Source organism: Mesorhizobium sp. P2_H9 (assembly GCF_056403215.1).
In genome coordinates this window covers 453861-474347 of record NZ_JBFUFX010000003.1, presented here as the reverse complement: position 1 = coordinate 474347, position 20487 = coordinate 453861, and the positions used below count along the sequence as shown (strand labels likewise).

Annotated in this window: 18 protein-coding genes and 1 tRNA gene; 10 read left to right on the top strand and 9 right to left on the bottom strand. The window is 62.7% G+C overall.

The features are described from left to right. Together AC1DXN_RS08325 and AC1DXN_RS08320 are read right to left on the bottom strand one after the other, a co-directional pair. Window positions 1-1753 (bottom strand): cadherin domain-containing protein (locus AC1DXN_RS08325; RefSeq protein WP_477421515.1); only part of this gene is annotated, 1753 nt, incomplete at its 3' end. 10 nt (window positions 1754-1763) lie between these two features. After that, the gene (locus AC1DXN_RS08320; protein ID WP_477269099.1) at window positions 1764-2237 is read right to left on the bottom strand and encodes a hypothetical protein; all 474 of its coding nucleotides are present in this window, start codon (window positions 2235-2237) and stop codon (window positions 1764-1766) included. A gap of 434 nt (window positions 2238-2671) precedes the next feature. Between AC1DXN_RS08320 and AC1DXN_RS08315 the strand changes: the two genes are divergently transcribed. The 3 genes from AC1DXN_RS08315 to AC1DXN_RS08305 all read left to right on the top strand — a co-directional run bounded on the left by AC1DXN_RS08315 (window position 2672) and on the right by AC1DXN_RS08305 (window position 4451). Then, entirely contained in the window at window positions 2672-3220 is a 549-nt protein-coding gene (locus AC1DXN_RS08315) for a hypothetical protein (protein WP_477269101.1), read from the top strand. A gap of 6 nt (window positions 3221-3226) precedes the next feature. Then, window positions 3227-3424 carry a hypothetical protein gene (locus AC1DXN_RS08310; RefSeq protein WP_477269102.1) on the top strand — a complete coding sequence of 66 codons (198 nt, stop codon included), beginning with the start codon at window positions 3227-3229 and terminating at the stop codon, window positions 3422-3424. A 160-nt stretch (window positions 3425-3584) separates the two neighbouring features. After that, window positions 3585-4451, top strand: coding sequence for a tyrosine-type recombinase/integrase (locus AC1DXN_RS08305; protein ID WP_477269104.1), 867 nt, complete (start codon window positions 3585-3587; stop codon window positions 4449-4451). 47 nt (window positions 4452-4498) lie between these two features. Here the strand turns inward: AC1DXN_RS08305 and AC1DXN_RS08300 are convergent. Together AC1DXN_RS08300 and AC1DXN_RS08295 are read right to left on the bottom strand one after the other, a co-directional pair. After that, window positions 4499-4572, bottom strand: a tRNA-Gln gene (locus AC1DXN_RS08300). Between the two features lie 151 nt (window positions 4573-4723). Then, window positions 4724-5653: a putative bifunctional lysylphosphatidylglycerol flippase/synthetase gene (locus AC1DXN_RS08295; RefSeq protein WP_477269106.1), complete on the bottom strand. Its 930-nt coding sequence runs from the start codon at window positions 5651-5653 to the stop codon at window positions 4724-4726. Between the two features lie 271 nt (window positions 5654-5924). Here AC1DXN_RS08295 and AC1DXN_RS08290 point away from each other — a divergent pair, with 271 nt between their 5' ends. Next, on the top strand, window positions 5925-7274 hold the full coding sequence (locus AC1DXN_RS08290; RefSeq protein ID WP_477269108.1) for a Ppx/GppA phosphatase family protein: 1350 nt from the start codon (window positions 5925-5927) through the stop codon (window positions 7272-7274). Window positions 7275-7332: 58 nt separating this feature from the next. Next, window positions 7333-8046 (top strand): RlmE family RNA methyltransferase, encoded by a 714-nt coding sequence (locus AC1DXN_RS08285; protein WP_477242781.1) that lies wholly within the window; start codon window positions 7333-7335, stop codon window positions 8044-8046. Between the two features lie 18 nt (window positions 8047-8064). Here the strand turns inward: AC1DXN_RS08285 and AC1DXN_RS08280 are convergent, their stop codons facing one another. Beyond that, on the bottom strand, window positions 8065-9486 hold the full coding sequence (locus tag AC1DXN_RS08280; RefSeq protein ID WP_477269110.1) for an MFS transporter: 1422 nt from the start codon (window positions 9484-9486) through the stop codon (window positions 8065-8067). A 293-nt stretch (window positions 9487-9779) separates the two neighbouring features. On the opposite strand from AC1DXN_RS08280, the gene guaB reads away from it, so the two are divergent. From guaB to AC1DXN_RS08265, 3 genes are read left to right on the top strand one after another with little or no spacing between them, the layout of a single operon-like run. Then, window positions 9780-11282 (top strand): IMP dehydrogenase, encoded by a 1503-nt coding sequence (gene guaB / locus AC1DXN_RS08275; protein WP_477242783.1) that lies wholly within the window; start codon window positions 9780-9782, stop codon window positions 11280-11282. Then, window positions 11233-11868 carry a hypothetical protein gene (locus AC1DXN_RS08270; protein WP_477242784.1) on the top strand — a complete coding sequence of 212 codons (636 nt, stop codon included), beginning with the start codon at window positions 11233-11235 and terminating at the stop codon, window positions 11866-11868. Before guaB ends, AC1DXN_RS08270 begins: the two co-directional genes overlap by 50 nt. Before the next feature lie 32 nt (window positions 11869-11900). Further along, window positions 11901-12320, top strand: a complete 420-nt coding sequence (locus AC1DXN_RS08265; RefSeq protein ID WP_477242785.1) for an MAPEG family protein — start codon at window positions 11901-11903, stop codon at window positions 12318-12320. Window positions 12321-12385: 65 nt separating this feature from the next. Here AC1DXN_RS08265 and rnd read toward each other — a convergent pair whose 3' ends face one another. The 3 genes from rnd to AC1DXN_RS08250 form a co-directional block, all read right to left on the bottom strand. Beyond that, window positions 12386-13537 carry a ribonuclease D gene (gene rnd, locus AC1DXN_RS08260; RefSeq protein WP_477243113.1) on the bottom strand — a complete coding sequence of 384 codons (1152 nt, stop codon included), beginning with the start codon at window positions 13535-13537 and terminating at the stop codon, window positions 12386-12388. 75 nt (window positions 13538-13612) lie between these two features. Continuing rightward, entirely contained in the window at window positions 13613-14857 is a 1245-nt protein-coding gene (locus tag AC1DXN_RS08255) for an MFS transporter (protein WP_477242786.1), read from the bottom strand. Between the two features lie 119 nt (window positions 14858-14976). Continuing rightward, complete coding sequence (locus AC1DXN_RS08250; RefSeq protein WP_477269114.1) at window positions 14977-16221, bottom strand: MFS transporter; 1245 nt, start codon at window positions 16219-16221, stop codon at window positions 14977-14979. A gap of 120 nt (window positions 16222-16341) precedes the next feature. Between AC1DXN_RS08250 and AC1DXN_RS08245 the strand changes: the two genes are divergently transcribed. After that, on the top strand, window positions 16342-17100 hold the full coding sequence (locus AC1DXN_RS08245) for a DeoR/GlpR family DNA-binding transcription regulator (protein WP_477269116.1): 759 nt from the start codon (window positions 16342-16344) through the stop codon (window positions 17098-17100). A 113-nt stretch (window positions 17101-17213) separates the two neighbouring features. Next, window positions 17214-19010, top strand: coding sequence for an aspartate--tRNA ligase (gene aspS, locus AC1DXN_RS08240; protein ID WP_477269118.1), 1797 nt, complete (start codon window positions 17214-17216; stop codon window positions 19008-19010). Window positions 19011-19103: 93 nt separating this feature from the next. Here the strand turns inward: aspS and AC1DXN_RS08235 are convergent, their stop codons facing one another. After that, window positions 19104-20291, bottom strand: coding sequence for a hypothetical protein (locus tag AC1DXN_RS08235; protein ID WP_477269120.1), 1188 nt, complete (start codon window positions 20289-20291; stop codon window positions 19104-19106). Between the last annotated feature and the right edge of the window lie 196 nt (window positions 20292-20487).

Below are 20487 nucleotides of genomic sequence, written 5' to 3'. Positions count from 1 at the left end.
CGTAGTTGAGCTGCGAGGCATCGGCGACCGTCACCACGCCGGTGGTGGCGTCGATGGCGAAGCGTCCGCCGGCATTGTCGCTCAGCGAGTACGTCACGTCCGGGCCGTTCGGATCGGTCGAAAACGCGGTGATGCCGACGGCGGTGCCGTTGATGGCGCCTTCCGCAACGCTGCCGCCGGTCGCGCCGTCGGTATCGGTCGGCGTGCTCGGATCAACGTCGGTGACGGCGATGGTGAAGGTCTGCGCGGCGCCGGTCAGCGTCCCATCACTGGCAACCGCCTTGATCGTGTAACTGCCGCCACTGCTCTCGTAATCGATCGTGCTGGCGCCCGCAGCGCTCACGCTCACCACGCCGGTGGTCGAGTTGATTTGGAACCGCCCGCCGGCATCGTCGCTCAGCGAGTACGTCACCGTGCCGCCATTGACGTCGCTTGACGAGGCCGTCACCCCGACCAGTGTGCCAGCGGTCGCACCCTCGGCAACCGTGTTGGCGGCCGCGGTGCCGTCCGTCGGCATGGACGGAGCCATGTCACCCACCGCGATGGTGAAGGTCTGCGCGGCGCCGGTCAGCGTCCCATCACTGGCAACCGCCTTGATCGTGTAACTGCCGCCACTGCTCTCGTAGTTGATCGTGCTGGCGCCCGCGGCGCTCACGCTCACCACGCCGGTGGTCGAGTTGATTTGGAACCGCCCGCCGGCATCGTCGCTCAGCGAGTACGTCACCGTGCCGCCATTGACGTCGCTTGACGAGGCCGTCACCCCGACCAGCGTGCCAGCGGTCGCACCCTCGGCAACCGTGTTGGCGGCAGCATTGCTGTCGGTCGGCGTCGAGGGCGCCACGTCGGTCACCGCAATGGTGAAGCTCTGGGTAGTTAACCCGCCGTGGCCATCATTCGCCTGTACTGTAATCGTATGGCTGGTCGCCGTCTCGTAATTGAGCAGCGCGGCGTTGGCCACCGTCACCACGCCAGTGGTGGCGTTGATCCCAAACCGGCCGCCGGCATTGTCGGCCAAGCTGTAGGTGACCGTGTCACCGTCAGCATCGGTTGCGATCGCCGTGATCCCGACTGTGGTGCCATTGGCAGCGCCTTCCGCAACGCTGCCGCCGACGGCACCGTCGCTATCGGTCGGCTGCGAAGGCGCGTGATTTGTTGTTCCTTGCTCGTTGAGAACTACAATCTTCTCAATACCGGTAATCTTAAGATCGAGCGTCTTGAAGGTGTAGACAGAACTATCTGCCTGGCCAGTTTGTGCGCTGATGTGTGCGGGAAGCCAAACGTTTTTGACGTAAGCGATCTCTGCCGCAATGGCCGCGTCGCTGAACTGAGCTGCGCTCAGCCAGATCTGCATAGTGTCGACGTCGGGTGTGGATCCAGTCTTACCCAGCTGCACCGCGCCGTTTCCGCCATCGTAGGAATCATAACCCGAAAAAGTGGTCCCGCCCAGCAACGTTTGAGTAGGCACGATCCCATTGGTGGTCTGGTCTGTTCCGGAATACAGCGTCCCGCCTGTCACCGTCTGGGTGGAACTCGTGAATGTGCTGCCAAGGCGGTACTGGTTCTCATAGGCCTTATAGATCAGCGTGTCCGTCCCTGATCCGCCGAGAACAGTATCGAAGCCGCTACCGCCATTGAGAATGTCATCTCCCGATCCGCCGTTCAGGCGATCGTCTCCAGCGCCCCCTGACAGTATGTCCACACCGCTACCGCCGACCAGATTGTCGTTGCTGCCTGTGCCAATGGTCGTTGCCATACCCAATCCCCTATCTTGCCAATTGTTCTTGTCGATCAAGAAGTATCGACATCGACCTGCCGCTTGCGGCGGGGTCGCTCAAAAATTGTGAACCTGTGAGGGCAAGTTCGCCTTCGCCAACTAACGGCTTGATCCTGGGAGAGAGCGCCGGACCAAGTGAGTTCGCATTCAGACCAATGGCATGTGTACCAATGCCAAACGCCCACGCCCGCGAGTCCGGCAAACACAGCTTGATGCCTGCTGAATCTTCGCAGGCAACAGCGGGCTTCTTCGGACCGGTCGAGGCGGAAAACCCATCATCGATAGAGCAAAGTGCGATTCCAGTTCGACCGTTGCTCAGCACATCAAGAGAAATAATCGTCAGGGGGGTGGAAATGAGGAGAGGCGTATCTTCGGCAAAACGGTCGGCGTCGCCTCCGACCTGTGGCGTATCGCGAAGCGACGTCGACATTCCGTCGGCGTCTACGATTTCAGAAGAAGCCACCCCAACCCCCTTTACCCATACACAGATGCCCCCACATCCGTTTATCGACTGCACTGAAAGACAAACCACTCCCTGCAAAAACTGGTAGACGTCTATTGTCAGCGCATCCAACCCGCCGCAACGTTACCGCCTTACGAACAGCCTGACTCAAGCAAGGCCGTCTACAAACGGATGGCAGCTCGATGTTGATGATGATGATGCGACGACATTGGTCGTCGCGCTGCGTCTCCCTACCCCATTTGCGTCGGCTAACTCGTTGGTTGCCGATCATAAGTTTAAGAAAGTACTTATATTAGGAGATTATTAACGCTGACGAAGGGGGAGCGTCAACGTCCAACTTGGCGGAACAGTTAATAGCCGAAGTCAAAACATTCGCGAGCGGACATCTCGCTACACTTGTAGCGCCTTCGCTCGTATGCTACAAATGTATCGTGATGTACGCCACGGACCGAATCTTCCCCGCTGCCAAAGTCTGTGAAGTCGCAGGCTGCAAAGACGTGACGTTTCGGGCATGGCGTCGTCGAAATGGCCTATTTCCGGAACTGTGGGGCGGAAGGACAGTCAACCATTTTTCGATCCTCGACGTCTGCATGGTGCGGCTAGTGGTCGTCCTGACGCGCCACGGCCTGGGGGCCGACGACGCAGTTGCGTTCGTTCAAGGCAAGGATCTGCTGTTCGGCCTCAAGCTGTATCTCAGCGGAATGCTCGATGACAACGACCGTGGCGAAATGATCGTCGGGTTCAGCTTTAGTGAGGAGACCCCAGCCGACACGAAAGTAATGTTGATGGAAGGGGAGGGAACCATCGTCGCGGCGGCGGATGTTTCGCCGTCGCGCATAACGTATTTTCATGAAGGCGCCGGTCAGGCCACGCTGAGCGAAGCAATGAAGAACAACAAGGGTGTGGCGACATTCTTGAGTGTTCGCGCGATCGTTGACCATGTGCTCGACAAGCTTGGCGTTATTGCCTCGGTAGAGGAGTAACGGACTATGGCCGGCACGCCCGTTTCCTTCAAAGTTGGCGATATTGCACGCGCCATCAAGGGTGCGCGCAAGGGCAACATGGAGCCGGGCAGGGTAGAAATCGATCCGGTTACCGGCAAGATCGTCGTCATCGCCGCCACACAGACGACCGAGCCGGAAAATGCCGTCGACAAATGGGTGAAAAATCATGCGCGTTCGTCTTAAGGGCCTGAACAGCCGCACCAAGACGCTCGCCGATGGCAGGGTCGTGACTTACTATTGGGCATGGAAGGGTGGACCGAGCCTACCGGGAAAACCAGGAGATCTGGAATTCATGGCGGCTTATAACGCCGCCGTCGCCCGCAAGGCCAAGCCTCGCCGAGGCGTGCTGTTTTCGATCCTGAACGCGTTTCAGGCTAGCTCGGATTGGGATGACCTAGCGCCACGAACCCAGGCTGACTACGTCAAATTGATTAAGATGATCGAGAAGAAATTTGGCGAATTCCCGCTGTCAGGCATGAGCGATAGGCGCACGCGCGGCATCTTCATGGAGTGGCGCGACGAGCGCGCAAAGTCGTCTCGACGGCAGGCTGACTACGGCTGGCAGGTGCTGGCCCGGATCCTCTCCTGGGCGCTAGGTCGCGGCCTTGTGTCTGCCAATCCCTGCGAGAAGGGCGGGCGCCTCTATCGGGGCACGCGAGCCGCGAACGTCTGGACCGCTGCCGACGAGGCCGCATTCTGTGCGAGTGCGCCGGCTCACCTCCACTTGCCGCTCACGCTTGCATTGTGGACCGGCCAGCGCCAGGGCGACCTGCTGCGGCTCACCTGGCAGCAGTATGACGGCAAGGTGATCCGCCTCCAGCAATCCAAGACGGGAACACGCGTGGTCATCCCAGTTGGCACACCGTTAAAGGCGGCGCTCGATGCGCAGCGCGGCAAGGCTGGCCAGATCCTGCTCAACAGCGACGGTGTGGCATGGACGGCTGACGGCTTTCGATCGTCCTGGCGCAAGGCCTGTGCCGCCGCCGGCGTGGTCGGTGTGACCTTCAACGACCTTCGCGGAACGGCTGTCACGAGGTTGGCTATCGTCGGCGCGACCGTGCCGGAGATCGCGACAATCACCGGTCACAGCCTGCGTGACGTCAACGCGATCCTCGATTCCAATTACCTCAATCGCGATCCAGCGCTCGGCGAAAGCGCTATCCGGAAGCTCGAAACGGGAACAAAAATTCCCGACCGTGCGTCCGACTGACACGAAGTGTTCTGATTATGAAACGGGAAAATCGCTTTAAAATCAATTGGCTGGGGAACCTGGATTCGAACCAGGACTAACGGAGTCAGAGTCCGTGGGTCTACCGTTAACCTATTCCCCAGCAGGCATGGTTCTCACAAACCACGCAGGCGTGGCCGTCAACTGGCCGCGCGTGCCTTGTAGCCGCCGACGGAAAATAGTCAAGCCTGCCGAGCGTTTCAATCACCGGGTTTCATCGATCTGTTTCAGGCAAGCGCTTCAGGCGCTGCGCCTCAGCTCTCGGCCCGCCCAAATTGCGAGCGTTCGAAGAACAGCACGATGCCGAGCGCGATCAGCAGCGGGATGATCAGGTAGAACAGCCGGAACACCAGCAGTGCCGCCAGGACGCCGACCGGGTCCATATGCGACAGACCGGCGAGGAACACGACCTCGAACACGCCGAGCCCGCCCGGCGCATGCGAGATCTGCGCGATCGAGAACGACACCAGGAAGACGCCGAGCACGACGAAATAGCCGGGATTGCCTGCGGGCAAGGCAAAGAAGATGATCGCCGCTGCCGCCAAAAGCTCGATCGGGCCGATCAGCAATTGCCGCGCCACGATCGGCAGCGCCGGGTAGTGCAACTGGAAGCGGCCGACCGTCAGCGGCTTGAGGTGCAGCCAGCTGCCGAAAATGTAGGCGCCGACGAGGATCAGCATGGCGAGGCCAGCGGCGATCGCCAGCCCATGGTGCGGAGCGCCGGAGAAGCGGTCGATGATCTCGGGTTCGAGCACCAGCACGATGCCGGAGACGAAGATCGTCGACAGCATGAAGGTGATCCAGCAGATCGCCACCAGAATGCCGACATCCTGGCCGCTCAGCCCCCTGGTGCCGTAGGCGCGGTAGCGGATCACCGCGCCTGAAAACACCGAGCCTCCGATATTGTGCGACAGCGCATAGGTGGTGAACGAACAGAAGGTGACGAACAGCCACGAGACCTTTTTGCCGAGGTGCAGAAGCGCGATGTGGTCGTAGCCGGCGAGTGAGGCATAGGCGACCACCGAACTCAGGCCGGCCAGCACCCAGCCGCGCGCCGGGATGGCGACGATGCCGGCCCAGACATCGTCGAGCGAGATGCCGCGCAATTCGTGCCAGAGTAGCAGCAGTGAAAAAATCACCGCCGCAATGCCGATGGCCGGCCAGAGATAGCGCCTCCAGTTCATGGCCCTCATGGCGGTGTCGTCATGCGTTGCAGCTCGGTTCCGGGGTCGGGGCGCAAAGATGTGATCAGCATTCACCCCTTCATTTGAGAAATGCCTTATTGAAGCCGGCTATTCAACCGGCATGACCTTGCCGCTGCCTGACGCCGGCAAAATTCGGCCCTTGCACTCTTGGTGATCCGGCCCGGCGCTGCTACTCTGGCGGCAACTTAAAACACATGAAAGCGCCTGCTGCGTCCGGTCTCCGGTTCGCGCGGCGCCGGAAGGAACTGAAGTGGAAGACCACGACACCGGCGTTGGCGCGCCGGAAGTGGGCGTGTCCAGGGCTTCGCCGCCGTCAGGCCAGGCAAGCCCACCCACCGGGCGGCATCACGACCGCCGGGCGGGTCCACAGTCCGGAGACGGGCAGGCAGGAGACGCCCAACATCAGAAGGGCAAGGCGAGAAAGCGGCGCAAACGCCGGCGCGGGCGCAAGGTTTTTGCGCGCGATGAGAATCAGCCCGGTGGGCTCTCGTCGCCCGCTATTGGTCTCGCTCCAGCCGTCCGGCCGCCCGTGGCGGATCCTTTGCCTGCAACCGCGCCGGCAAGGCAGGAGCAGCGCGACTACCGGCCGCCGATGCAGGAACTGCCGGTGTTCGCCGCGCTCGATCTCGGCACCAACAATTGCCGGCTGCTGGTCGCGGTGCCGACGCGCCATGGCCAGTTCCGCGTCATCGACGCCTTCTCGCGCATCGTCAGGCTGGGCGAGGGGCTCACCGCCAATGGCCGGCTTGGCCAGCCGGCGATGGACCGCGCCGTCGAGGCGCTAAAGATCTGCGGCGACAAATTGCGCAACCGCAAGATCAGGAAAGCCAGGCTGATCGCCACCGAGGCCTGCCGCACTGCCGAAAACGGCGTCGAGTTCCTCGACCGGGTCGAACGCGAGGCCGGGCTAAAACTCGAGATCATCGACCGCCAGACCGAGGCGCGGCTGGCGGTGTCGGGCTGCGGCTCGCTGGTCGAGCGCGACACGCAAGGCGTCGTGCTGTTCGACATTGGCGGCGGCTCGTCGGAAATCGCGCTGATCGATCTCACCGGCCATCGCTCGCCACGGCTTGCCAACCACATCGTCTCGTGGACATCGCTGCCGGTCGGCGTCGTCTCGCTGGCCGAACGTTTTGGCGGCCGCACGGTAACGCGCGAGATCTTTTCCGCCATGGTCGAGGATGTCGCGGTGCGCCTGCGTGCCTTCGACGGCCGCGACCGGCTGGCCCATGTTCTGTCCAGCCCGAAGTTTCACCTGCTGGGCACTTCGGGCACGGTGACGACGCTGGCCGGCGTTCACCTTGATTTGGAACGCTACGATCGTCGCCGCGTCGACGGGCTGTGGATGGACCGCGACAGCGTCGACCGCATGGTCGAAAAACTGGTCGGCTGGGATTTTCAGCAGCGTGTCGCCAACCCATGCATCGGCGCCGACCGCGCCGATCTGGTGCTGGCCGGCTGCGCCATCCTGGAAGCGATCCGCGCCGTGTGGCCATCCGAGCGGCTGCGTGTCGCCGACCGTGGCCTGCGCGAAGGCATACTGAGCGAACTGATGGCCGACGACGGTGTCTGGCGCAACAGCGGGCGGGGCAGAGCATGATCCCGAAAAGTGGGGAGCGGGTTTCGGAAGAGATCATGCTCAAACAAGAAATCAAACAATGACCAAGAAACCAGAAAAACCAGGCTCCGCCAGCATTCGCGTGCTGAAGACGCGGATCAAGAAGAAAAGCGGCCTCAAGGAATCGTCGCGCCGCTGGCTGCAGCGCCACATCAACGATCCCTATGTCCAACGCTCCAAGGCCGACGGCTACAGGTCGCGCGCGGCCTACAAGCTGATCGAGATCGACGACAAGCATCATCTCTTGAAGCCCGGCATGAAGGTCATCGACCTCGGCGCCGCCCCCGGCGGCTGGTGCCAGGTGGCCGCGGCGCGGACGAAATCGACGGCGGAGAGCCCGCATGTCGTTGGCATCGACTATCTCGAAATGGCCGCGGTGCCCGGCGCGCCGGTGCTTTTGATGGATTTCCTCGACCCCGAGGCGCCGCAAAAGCTTGCCGAGACGCTGGGCGGCCCGCCCGACATAGTGCTCTCCGACATGGCGGCACCGACCACCGGCCACAAAAGGACCGACCACATCCGCACCATGTATCTGTGCGAAGTGGCGGCAGATTTCGCGCTGGCGGTGCTGAAGCCGGGCGGCCATTTTCTGGCCAAGACCTTTCAGGGCGGCGCCGAAAACGAGCTGCTGTCCCTGCTCAAGCAGAATTTCCGTTCGGTCCATCACGTCAAGCCGCCGGCTTCGCGTGATGAGTCGGTGGAGCTGTATTTGCTGGCGAAGGACTTCAAGGGGCGCGCGCCGACCGAAGGTTGAGGTCGCCGTTGCGTGGCCTCAATTGCCGGGAGGGCTAATCGGCTCCAATTCCTTGGGCGTTGTCAGCCTGCCATGGCCCGACACCGCGTTGCCTGCATCGGGCGCCAGCCGCATGAACGACAGTGATGCCGCTGCCGAAATCACGGCCACGATGAAGAAGGCGGTGTGGAAGTCGGCCAGCGTCAGCGGCCCGCCATGCAGCGTCTGCGACACCTCCAGGATGCCGCCCGCCACCGCGACGCCGAGCGCGATCGACAGTTGCTGGAACACGGCGGCGATCGGCGTCGCCTTGCTGGTGTCGGCAGCCGAAATCTCGGCATAGGCGATCGCGTTGACGCCGGTGAAGAACATCGAGCGGATGAAGCCGCTGGCCAGCAGCATGGCCAGCATCAGCGCATAGGGCGTGTCGGGCGTGAACAGGCCGTTGACGGCGATTGACGCCGCGGCGACCAGCGAACCGACCACCAGCACGCGGCGGAACCCGGCAACCCGAAAAATCAGCGCGGTGGCGAATTTCATGCCGATGGCGCCGATCGCCGAGACGAAGGTGATCATGCCCGACTGGAACGGCGTCAGCCCAAAGCCAATCTGGAACATCAGGGGCAACAGGAAGGGCACGGCACCAATGCCGATGCGAAACAGCCCGCCGCCGAGCACCGAGGAGCGGAACACCTGGTGGCGGAACAATTCGAGCGCAAGCAGCGGGTTTTTCGCATGGCGCGCATGCAGGAGGTAAAGCGCGCCCGACGCCAATCCGACGGCGACGGTGATGAAGCCGGCGATCGGCGGCAGCGCAGGCAAGCTGACTACCGACAGGCCGAACACCACGCCGGAGGCGGCGAGCCCGCTCAACACAAAACCGATGAAATCGAGCGGCGGCGTCTCGGTCGCTTCGGTTTGCGGCAGGAAGCGGGTGGCGAGCCAGATGCCGACCAGGCCGATCGGCACGTTGATCAGAAAAATCCAGTGCCAGGTGAAATAGGTGGTGATGAAGCCGCCGATCGGTGGCCCGACCAGCGGCCCGACCAGCGCCGGGACGGTCAGCCAGGACATGGCGGCGACCAGCTCGCTCTTGGGCGTCGCGCGCACCAGCACCAGCCGCCCGACCGGCGTCATCATCGCGCCGCCAATGCCTTGCAGGAAGCGCGAGACCACGAAAGCCGGCAGCGAATCGGAAATGGCGCAAGCGACCGAGCCGACGATGAACACGCCGATCGCGGCGCGAAACACGTTTTTGGCGCCGAAGCGGTCGGCCATCCAGCCGCTGATCGGAATGAAGATCGCCAGCGACACCAGATAGGCGGTGAGCGCCAGCTTGAGCGCGATCGGGCTGGCATGGATGTCGATGGCGATCGCCGGCAGCGACGTCGCGATGACCGTCGAATCCATGTTTTCCATGAACAGGGCGACCGCCAGGATAAGCGGAATGGTGCGGTTCACAAAACGCGTCCGGACTTGATTCTTTGTGTCGCCGACTGGGGGCAACCCGACACGAGGGGCGGTTATCATGGCTTGGCCCGGATGTCGCATTAAATTGCTGTCACGTTTGTGCGACCGGCAACCAGAGGTGGTGCATTTTTCGGCAAAACGTCACCTTTCCGGGAGCGTGCAATCATCGGCTTTTCATCGGCGCCGCGACGTGTTACGAGCCAGCGCCAATCCTGAAAGGGAAGAAGACGAGTCGGCGCTGTCCATTCTGGTCAAGCGCTTTTTCTGTATTTCGAGGACTGGCCATGGCAAAAATCATCGAAACGTCCACCGGCGCGCTGGCGCTGACCTTTGACGACGTGCTGCTGCAGCCCGGTCATTCCGAGGTCATGCCCGGCGAGACCGACATCCGCACCCGTATCGCTGGCGACATCGATCTCAACGTGCCGATCCTGTCGGCCGCCATGGACACCGTCACCGAGGCGCGGCTGGCCATCGCCATGGCCCAGGCCGGCGGCATCGGCGTCATCCACCGCAATTTCTCGCCGGCCGAACAGGCCGAGCAGGTGCGGCAGGTCAAGAAGTTCGAATCGGGCATGGTGGTCAATCCCGTCACCATCGGCCCTGAAGCCACACTCGCCGACGCGCTCGGCCTGATGCGCACCTACTCGATCTCAGGCATTCCGGTGGTCGAGAATGGCGGCTCAGGCGGCCAGAAGGTCGGCCGGCTGATCGGTATCCTGACCAACCGCGACGTCCGCTTCGCCTCGGACCCGACGCAGAAAGTCTACGAGCTGATGACCCGTGAGAACCTGATCACGGTGAAGGAGAATGTCGACCAGGACGAGGCCAAGCGGCTCTTGCACCAGCACCGCATCGAAAAGCTGGTCGTCGTCGACAAGGACGGCAATTGCGTCGGCCTGATCACCGTCAAGGATATCGAGAAGTCGCAGCTCAACCCGCACGCCACCAAGGATGCGCAGGGCCGCCTGCGCGCTGCTGCCGCCACCAGCGTCGGCGACGACGGTTTCGAGCGCGCCGAGCGCCTGATCGATGCCGGCGTCGACCTTCTGGTCATCGACACAGCACACGGCCATTCGCAGCGCGTGCTGGACGCGGTGACGCGGGCGAAAAAACTGTCCAATTCGGTGCGCATCCTGGCCGGCAACGTCGCCACGGCAGAAGGCACACTGGCGCTGATCGACGCCGGCGCCGACGCCGTCAAGGTCGGCATCGGCCCTGGCTCGATCTGCACCACCCGCATCGTCGCCGGTGTCGGCGTGCCGCAGCTGTCGGCGATCATGTCGGCGGTCGAGACGGCGCACAAATCCGGTGTCTCGGTCATCGCCGATGGCGGCATCAAATTTTCCGGCGATCTCGCCAAGGCGCTCGCCGCCGGCGCGAGTGCTGCCATGATCGGGTCGCTGCTGGCCGGCACCGATGAAAGCCCGGGCGAGGTCTATTTGCACCAGGGCCGCTCTTTCAAGGCCTACCGCGGCATGGGTTCGGTCGGGGCCATGGCCCGCGGCTCGGCCGATCGCTACTTCCAGGCCGAGGTGCGCGACACGCTGAAACTGGTCCCGGAAGGCATTGAAGGGCAGGTTCCCTACAAAGGACCTGTGTCTGGCGTGCTGCACCAGCTTGCAGGCGGCCTGAAAGCCGCTATGGGTTATGTCGGTGGCCGCGACCTTGCAGATTTTCGCGAACGCGCCACCTTTGTACGCATATCCAATGCCGGACTTCGTGAAAGCCACGCCCATGACGTCACGATTACCCGCGAAAGCCCGAACTATCCCGGCGGAGCCTGATCAGCCCGATCAGTATGCGCTCTGGCGCGGCCTGACGGCCATGATCCTGCGGCTGTCGCGCCATGCTGCCGCACTCTGCGTGGTCTCAGCGGCGGTTTTCATCGCCATGACGGCGATGGAGTTCTTCTATTTCCGCAGCCTGAGCGGTGGGCTGCCGTCGCTCGACCTGCGCTTTGCCGGCTTCACCCCGGACGAGGGCATGGCCTGGCTGACGGCGCTCGGCCGGCGCGGCAGCGAGATCATCCTGGTCTGGCATTATCTGACTTTTGACCTTTTGTTCCCGGCGCTGCTGTCGGTGACCATGGTCAGCCTGATTCTCGCCACCGGGCGGCGGCTGACGAATTTTCGCGCCTTGTCGACGCAGCTACAATCGCTGGTCGCACTGGTGCTGGTGCTGCCCTATACGCTTGCCGACTACGCGCAGAACATAGCGGTTGCGCGGCTTTTGTCCGATTTCCTGTCGGCCAATCCGGATTCGCTGTCTTTCGCCTCGTCGCTGATCGTCACCAAATTCGCGCTTCTGGCGGTGCCGGCGATCGTCATTGCGGCCTTCACGCTGGCCGGCCAGCGCCGGCGTCAGGCGTGAGCAAAATAATCTAACGGGGCAGGGAACAGCTTGTGAACCAGACTGCGATCTTCTGGCCGATGCTGGCGCAGGTTCTGCTGATCTATCTCGTCTATGGCGTGATGGCCCGGCGCCGTTACGGCGCGGTCAGATCAGGCGAGGCCAGGGTTGGTCAATACAAGGTGCGCACCACCGAGCCGGCGTCCAGCGTCACCGTCGCCAACAATCTCATCAACCAGTTCGAGCTGCCGGTGCTTTTCTACGTGCTATGCCTGACGTTGCACGTGACCAACGGCGTCAACTACCTGACCTTGACGCTGATGTGGATCTTCGTGATCTCGCGCTATGCCCACGCCTGGGTCCATCTCACCAGCAACAATCTGCGCTTTCGCAGCCGCGCCTTCTACGTGGGCGCGGTGATTCTGTTGCTGGCATGGATCTGGTTCGCACTGCACCTGCTCGGAGCGGTGTAGGGAAGTTGTTTACCCTCCTCCTTGTGGGGAGGGTCGCTCCGCCGAGCGGAGCGGGGTTACGGCGTCTAGAGGTCGAACACCGCTATTCTGCGCTTGTCGAACTTGATGCCGATCTCGCCGCGCACCAGCTTGAGCGCCGCGTCCCCGAACACGGCGCGCCGCCAGCCCTGCAGCGCCGGCACGTCGGCGGCCTCGCCCTCGGCGGCGATGCGGTCGATATCGTCACTGGAGGCCAACACCTTCGAGGCGACGCCTTCCTTTTCGGCGACGATGCGCAGCAGCACTTTCAGCAGTTCGGCTGCAGCACTTGAACCTTCCGGCGGCTGAAAACTCTTCGGCAGCTTCGGCATCTCTTCTCTGGGCAAAGCAAGCGCCGTGGCGGTCACGCCAAGCAGCGTCGTTGCTGTCGACGAGCGTTCCCAGCCCTTCGGCGTGGTGCGCAGCTTGCCAAGTGCGGCCGCATCGCGCGGCGCCTGCTGGGCGATTTCGTAGATGGCGTCGTCCTTCAGCACCCGGCCGCGCGGCACATCGCGTTCGCGTGCCTCGCGCTCGCGCCAGGCGGCCACCGCTTGCACGATCGCCAGCTCCTGCGGCTTGCGCAGCCGCATCTTCAGCCGCTTCCAGGCATCCTCGGGATGCGGATCGTAGGTTTCGCGGGAGGTCAGCACCTCCATCTCTTCGTTCAGCCAATGGGCGCGGTTTTCCCGCACCAGTTCGGCGCTGAGGTGCTGGTAGACATCGATCAGATGGGTGACGTCGGCCAGCGCGTAGTCGAGCTGCTTGTCGGACAACGGCCGATGGCGCCAGTCGGTGAAACGCGAGGATTTGTCGAGCCGCGCCCCGGTGATCCGCTGCACCAGCTGGTCGTAGGAGACACTGTCGCCGAAGCCGCACACCATCGCCGCCACTTGGGTGTCGAACACCGGATGCGGAACGAGATCGCCGAGATGGACGATGATTTCGATGTCCTGGCGCGCCGCATGGAAGACTTTGACCACCGCCTCATTGGCCATCAGCTTGAAGAATGGCTTCAGGTCGATGTCGGGCGACAGCGGATCGATCAGCGCCGTCACGCCCGGCGCCGCCATCTGGATCAGGCAGAGAATCGGCCAGAAGGTCGTTTCGCGAATGAATTCGGTGTCGACGGTGACGAACTCCGACTTTTCGAAAGCGGCGAGAACGGTCTCAAGTTCATTCTGGGTGGTGATGACGTGCATCAAATCGCTTTTGGCAAGGGTACGGTCTCTTTCAATTTCAGCCGCGCGGGCTTTCGTCAAGCCGCAGCCCCTTTATCAGGGCTCAGCGGACCCGTCGGAATCGCCGCTGCGCCTCGCCAGCCGGGCGAAAACCGTCGATGTGCGCAAAAGCGCGATGAACCGGCTGCGTTTGCCTGCCGGCACGCCGGAGCGCACCTGCATGCGGTAGAGGATGACGACGATGAAGACAGCGTAGACGGTGGCGCTGAACACGAACAGCGCGCTTGGCCCGAAATATTGCATCGCCGTCGAAGCGGCAAACGGGCCGCCAATGGCGCCAAAGGAATAAAAGAGCATCAAGGCCGCGTTGATCAGCACGAACTCGCCCTTGTCGGCGCGGTCGTTGGAATGCGCCGCCGAAAGCGAATAGAGCGGCATGGCAAAACAGCCGAAGATGAAGATGATGATAAAGTTCAGCGTCGGGTTGGTGCCCGCCACGAACACCAGCGCCAGCGCGGCAAACATGGCGCAGCAGGTGGTGATCAAGAGCACCCGGCGTCGGTCCCAGCGGTCGGAGAGATAGCCGAGCGGATACTGGATGATGGCGCCACCGAAAATGCCGACACTGACGAAGGTGACGACATCGGCGACCGACATGCCGATCTGTTCGGCATAGACCGGCGACAGCGTGCGAAAGGCGCTGTTGGTGACGCCGACGGCGATGCAGCCGAAGCAGCCGAGCGGCGAAATCCGCCAGACGCGCGCCAGATCGAGCTTGACCTCTTCGGGTGGCGCAGGGTTGGAACGGTCGCCGAGCGAGACAGGCACCAGCGACAAAGTGATCATGATCGACATGATGGCGAAGATGGCAAAACCGCCGGCGCCAAAGATCGGGATAAGGAACTGCGCGCCGGTCACCGAGCCGATGTCGACCATGCGGTAGATGGCCAGAACCCGTGCGCGATCCTTGTTGGTGACTCCGGAATTGAGCCAGGCTTCCATGATGGTGAACAAACCGGCAAAGCAGAAGCCGCCGGCAAAACGCACCGCGCACCACATCACCGGATCGATGACCAGCACCAGAAGCAGCGTGCCGGCGGAGGCGATCGCGGCCAGCGCCGCGAAGGCACGCACATGGCCGACCGCCTTCATGATGCGGGTGACGGCGAGGCAGCCGAGCAGGAAGCCGGCGAAATAGAAGGTGCCCATGAGGCCGATGGATGAGGCCGGAAAGCCTTCCTGCGCGCCGCGCAGCGCGATCAACGTGCTCTGCAGCCCATTGCCGCCAAGCAGGATGCCGGCGGCGAGAAGGAGCGGGATCAGCGGGCGGATCGAGGACATGGAGGACCGCGGTTGGATGGCTATGCTTTTCTGAACCATCGGTGCGGCCATTGCCAGCGGCTTATCCGCCAACAGGGCGTCTTGTTGCGACGACCTGTGCTTTTAGCAGTGAGAGCCGTTCATGCCTCGCTGGCCTGCGCCGACATTTTCCGCCGGGCCGGGTCGGGCGCCTCGCTCGACGGCGCCTCAGGCTTGTCCGACGGCGCCCGTCGGCCAAGCGATCCGGCGGTCAGCAGGCTGAGCGCGATGAACGGGATGCCGATGGCAAAGGCCGACCGGATGCCCCAATGCTCCGAGACGAAGCCGAGCAGCGGCGGACCTAGCAGGAAGGCGACGAAGGAGATCTGCGACAGCGCCGCGACATTGATTGCCGCGGGGCGATCCGTTCGCTGGGCGGCCGCGGAAATCGCCAGCGGAAAGAGCGCGCTGCTGCCGATGCCCAGAAGGGCAAAGCCCAGCATGGACAGGAATGGGGCAGGCGACAGGAAGACCAGCAGTACGCCCGCCGCCATGCTCGCCAACAGCACGCGCGCCACGCCGCTTGGCGAGTGGCGTTCGACGAAGCTGTCGGCGAAAAAGCGCGTGGTTGCTTGCGAGAATGCAAACAGCGCCACCGTGAACCCGGCGACGAACGGCCCCGATTCGAACACGGTGCGCATATAGATCGCCGACCAGTCCATGCTGGCGCCTTCCATTAGCATTGCCGACAGCGTCACCGCAACGAGGACAAGGATCGGCAGCGTCGGCCGTGCCAGCGTGGGTGCCCGCATGGGAGGCTCGTCGCCATTGCCGGCAAAGCGGCTTGGTGCAGGCTGGTAACCACCGAGAAACAGCGCCGTCGATATTGCTACCATCGGCACGACCATCGCCAGGTGCAATTGCGGCGAGACGCCGAGATGCGCGAGTGCCGCGCCGAACAGGCCAGCGCCGAAGAAGCCGATGCTCCAGAACGAATGTGCCCGGTTCATGATCCGGCGCTTGACCAGGAATTCCGTCCTGTCGGCCTCGACATTGAGCATGATCTCGATGCTGCCGATCATCAGCCCGACCGGAAACAGCATGAGGAACAGGGAGACAGGCCCCGGTGCGTGCACCGCGATCGCATAGGCCACCGTCAGCAGCGGAACCAGCCCGAGCAGCGCGCGGCGGAAGCCGACGCGCTCCAGTATCGGCGCCGCCAGGGTGAGCGCGGTCAAGGTGCCGATCGGCGTGCCGATCAGGCTGAGCCCCAGCGTGCCGTCCTGGATGTCCATGGCGTGCTTGATGTCAGGCAGTCGCGGAAAGATGTTGCCCATGCCAAACGAATAGATCGCAAACCCGGCATAAACCCGGTGTTGAGGGGCGAGGCTGAGGCCAAAAATCATCGCAATGCTTTCAACGAAGGAGGGGGCCGTCAGTTGGCTTGTCCAACTGCAGGCGCGCCTCGCTTCTTGCATAAACGTGCAAAACATGCAAGAACGTGCATGAAGAAACAGGATCATGCAATGCTCACCGATGAACGGCATCAGCTCATCCGCGACCGGCTTGCGGCGCAGGGCAGGGTATTGGCCGGCGAGCTGGCAACCCGGTTCGGCGTTTCGGAAGACACGGTCCGCCGCGACCTGAGGGAGCTGGCAAAGGCCGGGCAGTGCCGCCGCGTCTATGGCGGCGCGGTCGCTCCGGCGCCCTTCGCCGCGGCGCCGGTCGGCCAGCGCGGTGGCCATGCGGTCGAGGAGAAGATGCGGCTGGCGAGCGCGGCGGTGGCGCTGCTTTCCAGCGGGCAGAGCCTGTTCATCGATGGCGGCACCACCAATGCCGCGATCGCCAGGGCCATTCCGCGCGACCTCGAGCTGACCATAGCCACCAATTCGCTCAGTGTTGCTTCGGCATTGTCCGATCATCCCCTGGTCGAACTGATCGTGCTGGGCGGCAGGTTCGATCGCGACCTTGGAACCTGTGTCGGCGGCGATACGCTGGCGGCCGTCGCCCAGCTTGGCGCCGATCTGTTTTTCCTGGGCTCCTGCGGTCTCGATGCCTCACGCGGCGTCACCGCTTTCGATTCGGCAGAGGCCGAAGTGAAGCGGGCCATGGCCAGGAACAGCGCCGGCATCGTCATCGCCGTCACCAACGACAAGCTGGCCACCGCCGCGCCCTACCGCGTCACTGGGCCTGAAGCGATCCGCCATCTGGTGGTTGAAAAGACCGCGCCGGCAGCGATCCTCGCGGATTTCGAACGGCAGGGCGCCGAAATCCACTTCGCCTGAACAGGCAGCGCCCGCACCCGCTTGCCTTGACAAAGCTGGGCTCTCATGCGCTTTTCGCGCAAATTTCGAGCCGGGCCGTCGGCCCGCAACCCCAGCATCCGGACTTAATCCCTATGACAATGCATCGTTACCGCAGCCATACCTGTGCCCAATTGCGAAAGAGCGACGTCGGCGCTTCCGTTCGCCTGTCGGGCTGGGTGCATCGCGTGCGCGACCATGGCGGCCTGCTGTTCATCGACCTGCGCGACCACTACGGCCTGACCCAGATCGTCGCCGACCCGGATTCGCCGGCTTTCAAGATCGCCGAGACCGTGCGCGGCGAGTGGGTCATCCGCGTCGACGGCGAGGTCAAGGCACGTTTGGCCGAGACCGCGAATGCCAATCTGCCAACCGGCGAGATCGAGATTTTCGCGCGCGAGATCGAAGTGCTGTCAGCGGCCAAGGAATTGCCACTGCCGGTGTTCGGCGAACCGGATTATCCCGAGGACATCCGCCTCAAATACCGCTTCCTCGATTTGCGCCGCGAGACGCTGCACAAGAACATCGTGGCGCGCACCAGGATCATCGCCGAGATGCGCAAGCGCATGGGCGAGGTCGGCTTCACCGAATTCTCGACGCCGATCCTGACCGCTTCATCGCCCGAGGGCGCGCGCGACTTCCTGGTGCCGTCGCGCATCCATCCCGGCACCTTCTACGCGCTGCCGCAGGCGCCGCAGCAGTACAAGCAATTGATCATGGTGTCGGGCTTCGACCGCTATTTTCAGATCGCCCCATGTTTCCGCGACGAGGACCCGCGCGCCGACCGATTGCCCGGCGAATTCTACCAGCTCGATCTGGAGATGAGCTTCGTCGAGCAGGATGATGTGCTGTCGACCATGGAGCCGGTGATGCGCGGCGTCTTCGAGACTTTTGCCAACGGCAAGCCGGTGACGCAGAACTTCCAGCGCATTCCTTATGACGTGGCGATGCGCAAATACGGCTCCGACAAGCCGGACCTGCGCAACCCGATCGAGATGCAGGCTGTCTCCGATCATTTCCGCGAGTCCGGGTTCAAGGTGTTCGCCAACATCTTAGCCAACGGCCCGAAGGCCGAAATCTGGGCCATCCCGGCCAGGACCGGTGGTTCACGCGCTTTCTGCGACCGCATGAATTCCTGGGCGCAAGGCGAGGGCCAGCCGGGACTGGGCTACATCTTCTGGCGCAAGGAGGGCGAAAAGCTCGAAGGCGCCGGACCACTGGCCAAGAACATTGGCGAGGAGCGCACCGAAGCGATCCGCCTCCAGCTCGGCCTCGCCGACGGCGACGCCGCTTTCTTCGTCGCCGGCGATCCGAAGAAGTTCGTCTCCTTCGCGGGCGCTGCGCGCACGCGGGCCGGCGAGGAGCTGAACCTTGTCGACCGCGAGCGTTTTGAACTGTGCTGGATCGTCGACTTCCCGTTCTTCGAATGGAATGAGGACGAGAAGAAGATCGATTTCGCCCACAATCCGTTCTCGATGCCGCAGGGCGGCATCGACGCGCTCAACGGCGACGACCTGCTCGGCATCAAGGCGTTCCAGTACGACATGGTCTGCAACGGCTTCGAGATCGCCTCCGGCGGTATCCGCAACCATCTGCCGGAAACCATGGTCAAGGCTTTCGAGACGGTCGGGCTGGACCGTGCGACGGTCGAGGAACGCTTCGGCGGTCTCTATCGTGCCTTCCAGTACGGCGCGCCGCCGCATGGCGGCATGGCGGCGGGTGTCGACCGCGTTGTCATGCTGCTGGTCGGGGCCAAGAACCTGCGCGAAATCACCATGTTCCCGATGAACCAGCAGGCCTACGACTTGCTGATGAACGCGCCGTCGGAAGCGAGCCCGCAGCAGCTTCGCGACTTGTCGCTGCGCGTCGCGGTGACGAAGAAAGAGGTTTAAGAACCTGGCTCAACCGGTTCTTTCGATTCGAGAATCGGCCCACAAAAAAGCCCGGCATCGCTGCCGGGCTTTTTGTATTTGAAAGCGCGTTTATCAGTCTTCGTTCGCCTTGACGTGGACGCCGAGCGTCTTCGGCAGGTCGTACGGGTTGGACATGCCGCCGGCCATGATCAGCGCGAACGGCACCGATGCCGGCGGCTCTGCCGAAATCTCGAGGCTCTGCGGATCGTCGAGATATTTGTTTACGGCGGCCGACACTTCAGCCGTCAGCTCGGGATTGTTGAGCTGCGCCATGCCGAAGGGCACGATCGCCTTGGCCTGGTTGGCAATGTCCTTGCCGGACATGCCCTGTTGCTTGCCGAAATAGTCCAGCAGCTTGCCGGTCAGCGAATCGTCGTCGAAGCGGATCGAGGCGCCGTTGAACGAAAGCTGCTGCAACAGGCCGAGCATGGCCATGCCTTGCGCCGAATTGTCGGCGCCTTCGGGCTGTGCCGCCATCTTTTTCTGCATCTCCTGCATCGACTTGACGAAATCGAGCGTGTAGCCGCCGATATCGAAAGTCATGCCGAGCGTACCGGCATTGTCGACGGACATGTCGTATTTCGACAATTCCATCTTGCCGTCCGCGGGCTGCCAGGTGCCGGCCATTTCGATATTGCCTGATATGTTCTGGTAGCCGAGCGCGTCGATCACTGCCTTGGACTGGGCATCGTCGACGAGGGTGAGGTCGCCGTTGAATTTTTCCGTCGTCAAGGAAAACTCCATCGCCTTGCCGTCGGCCGGCGGGGTAATTTCGACGGCGAGCCCGTCCATCGAGAAGGCCGTCTTGTCAGCGACCTTCACCGTCATGTTGGCGAGTTCGGCCGACTTGTACATCATCATCGAACCCATCGGGCCCGTGGCGCCCTCGGCCGGAACGGTCATGTCGTGGATCACGAAGGGGCTGAGATCCAGCGTGACGCCATCCTTGCTGTGCGTGAAGGCGGAGGTCGAGACGGTTCCGATATCGTAGCCGCCATTGGCCTCGGTCACGCCCTCAAGTTTCACGTCGCCGATCGGCAGCGCTTCCTTTTCTGCCGCCGGTTTCACGGTCACGCCCTGCAGCACCAAATTGGAGTCGTCACCGGTCACGCCGGTCCAGGAGATGTCCATGCCCTGGGCGGCAGCCAGAGCCTTGAGCCGGTCGGCGACCGCCGCATTCTGCGCAAGGGCCGCATTCAGCGGCAACGTCAGCAGAAAGGTCGAAAGAGCGAGTTTGTAAAATGAGCGTTGAATTGTCATTGCAAGTCCCCTGAGATGTCCTTGAAAGAATGGTTTCATTCGTTGCGTCGTCACCATTCCGTGACGAACTGGACCGGATAAAGGCATTTGTCCATTAGAATGGCCGAAAATCACGGCGAAACGCAAACCCGATCGCCAGCCTTTGCGTGATGCGGTGAATTTGTCATGAAGATCGGGTCCATGCGTCGTCGCGTCA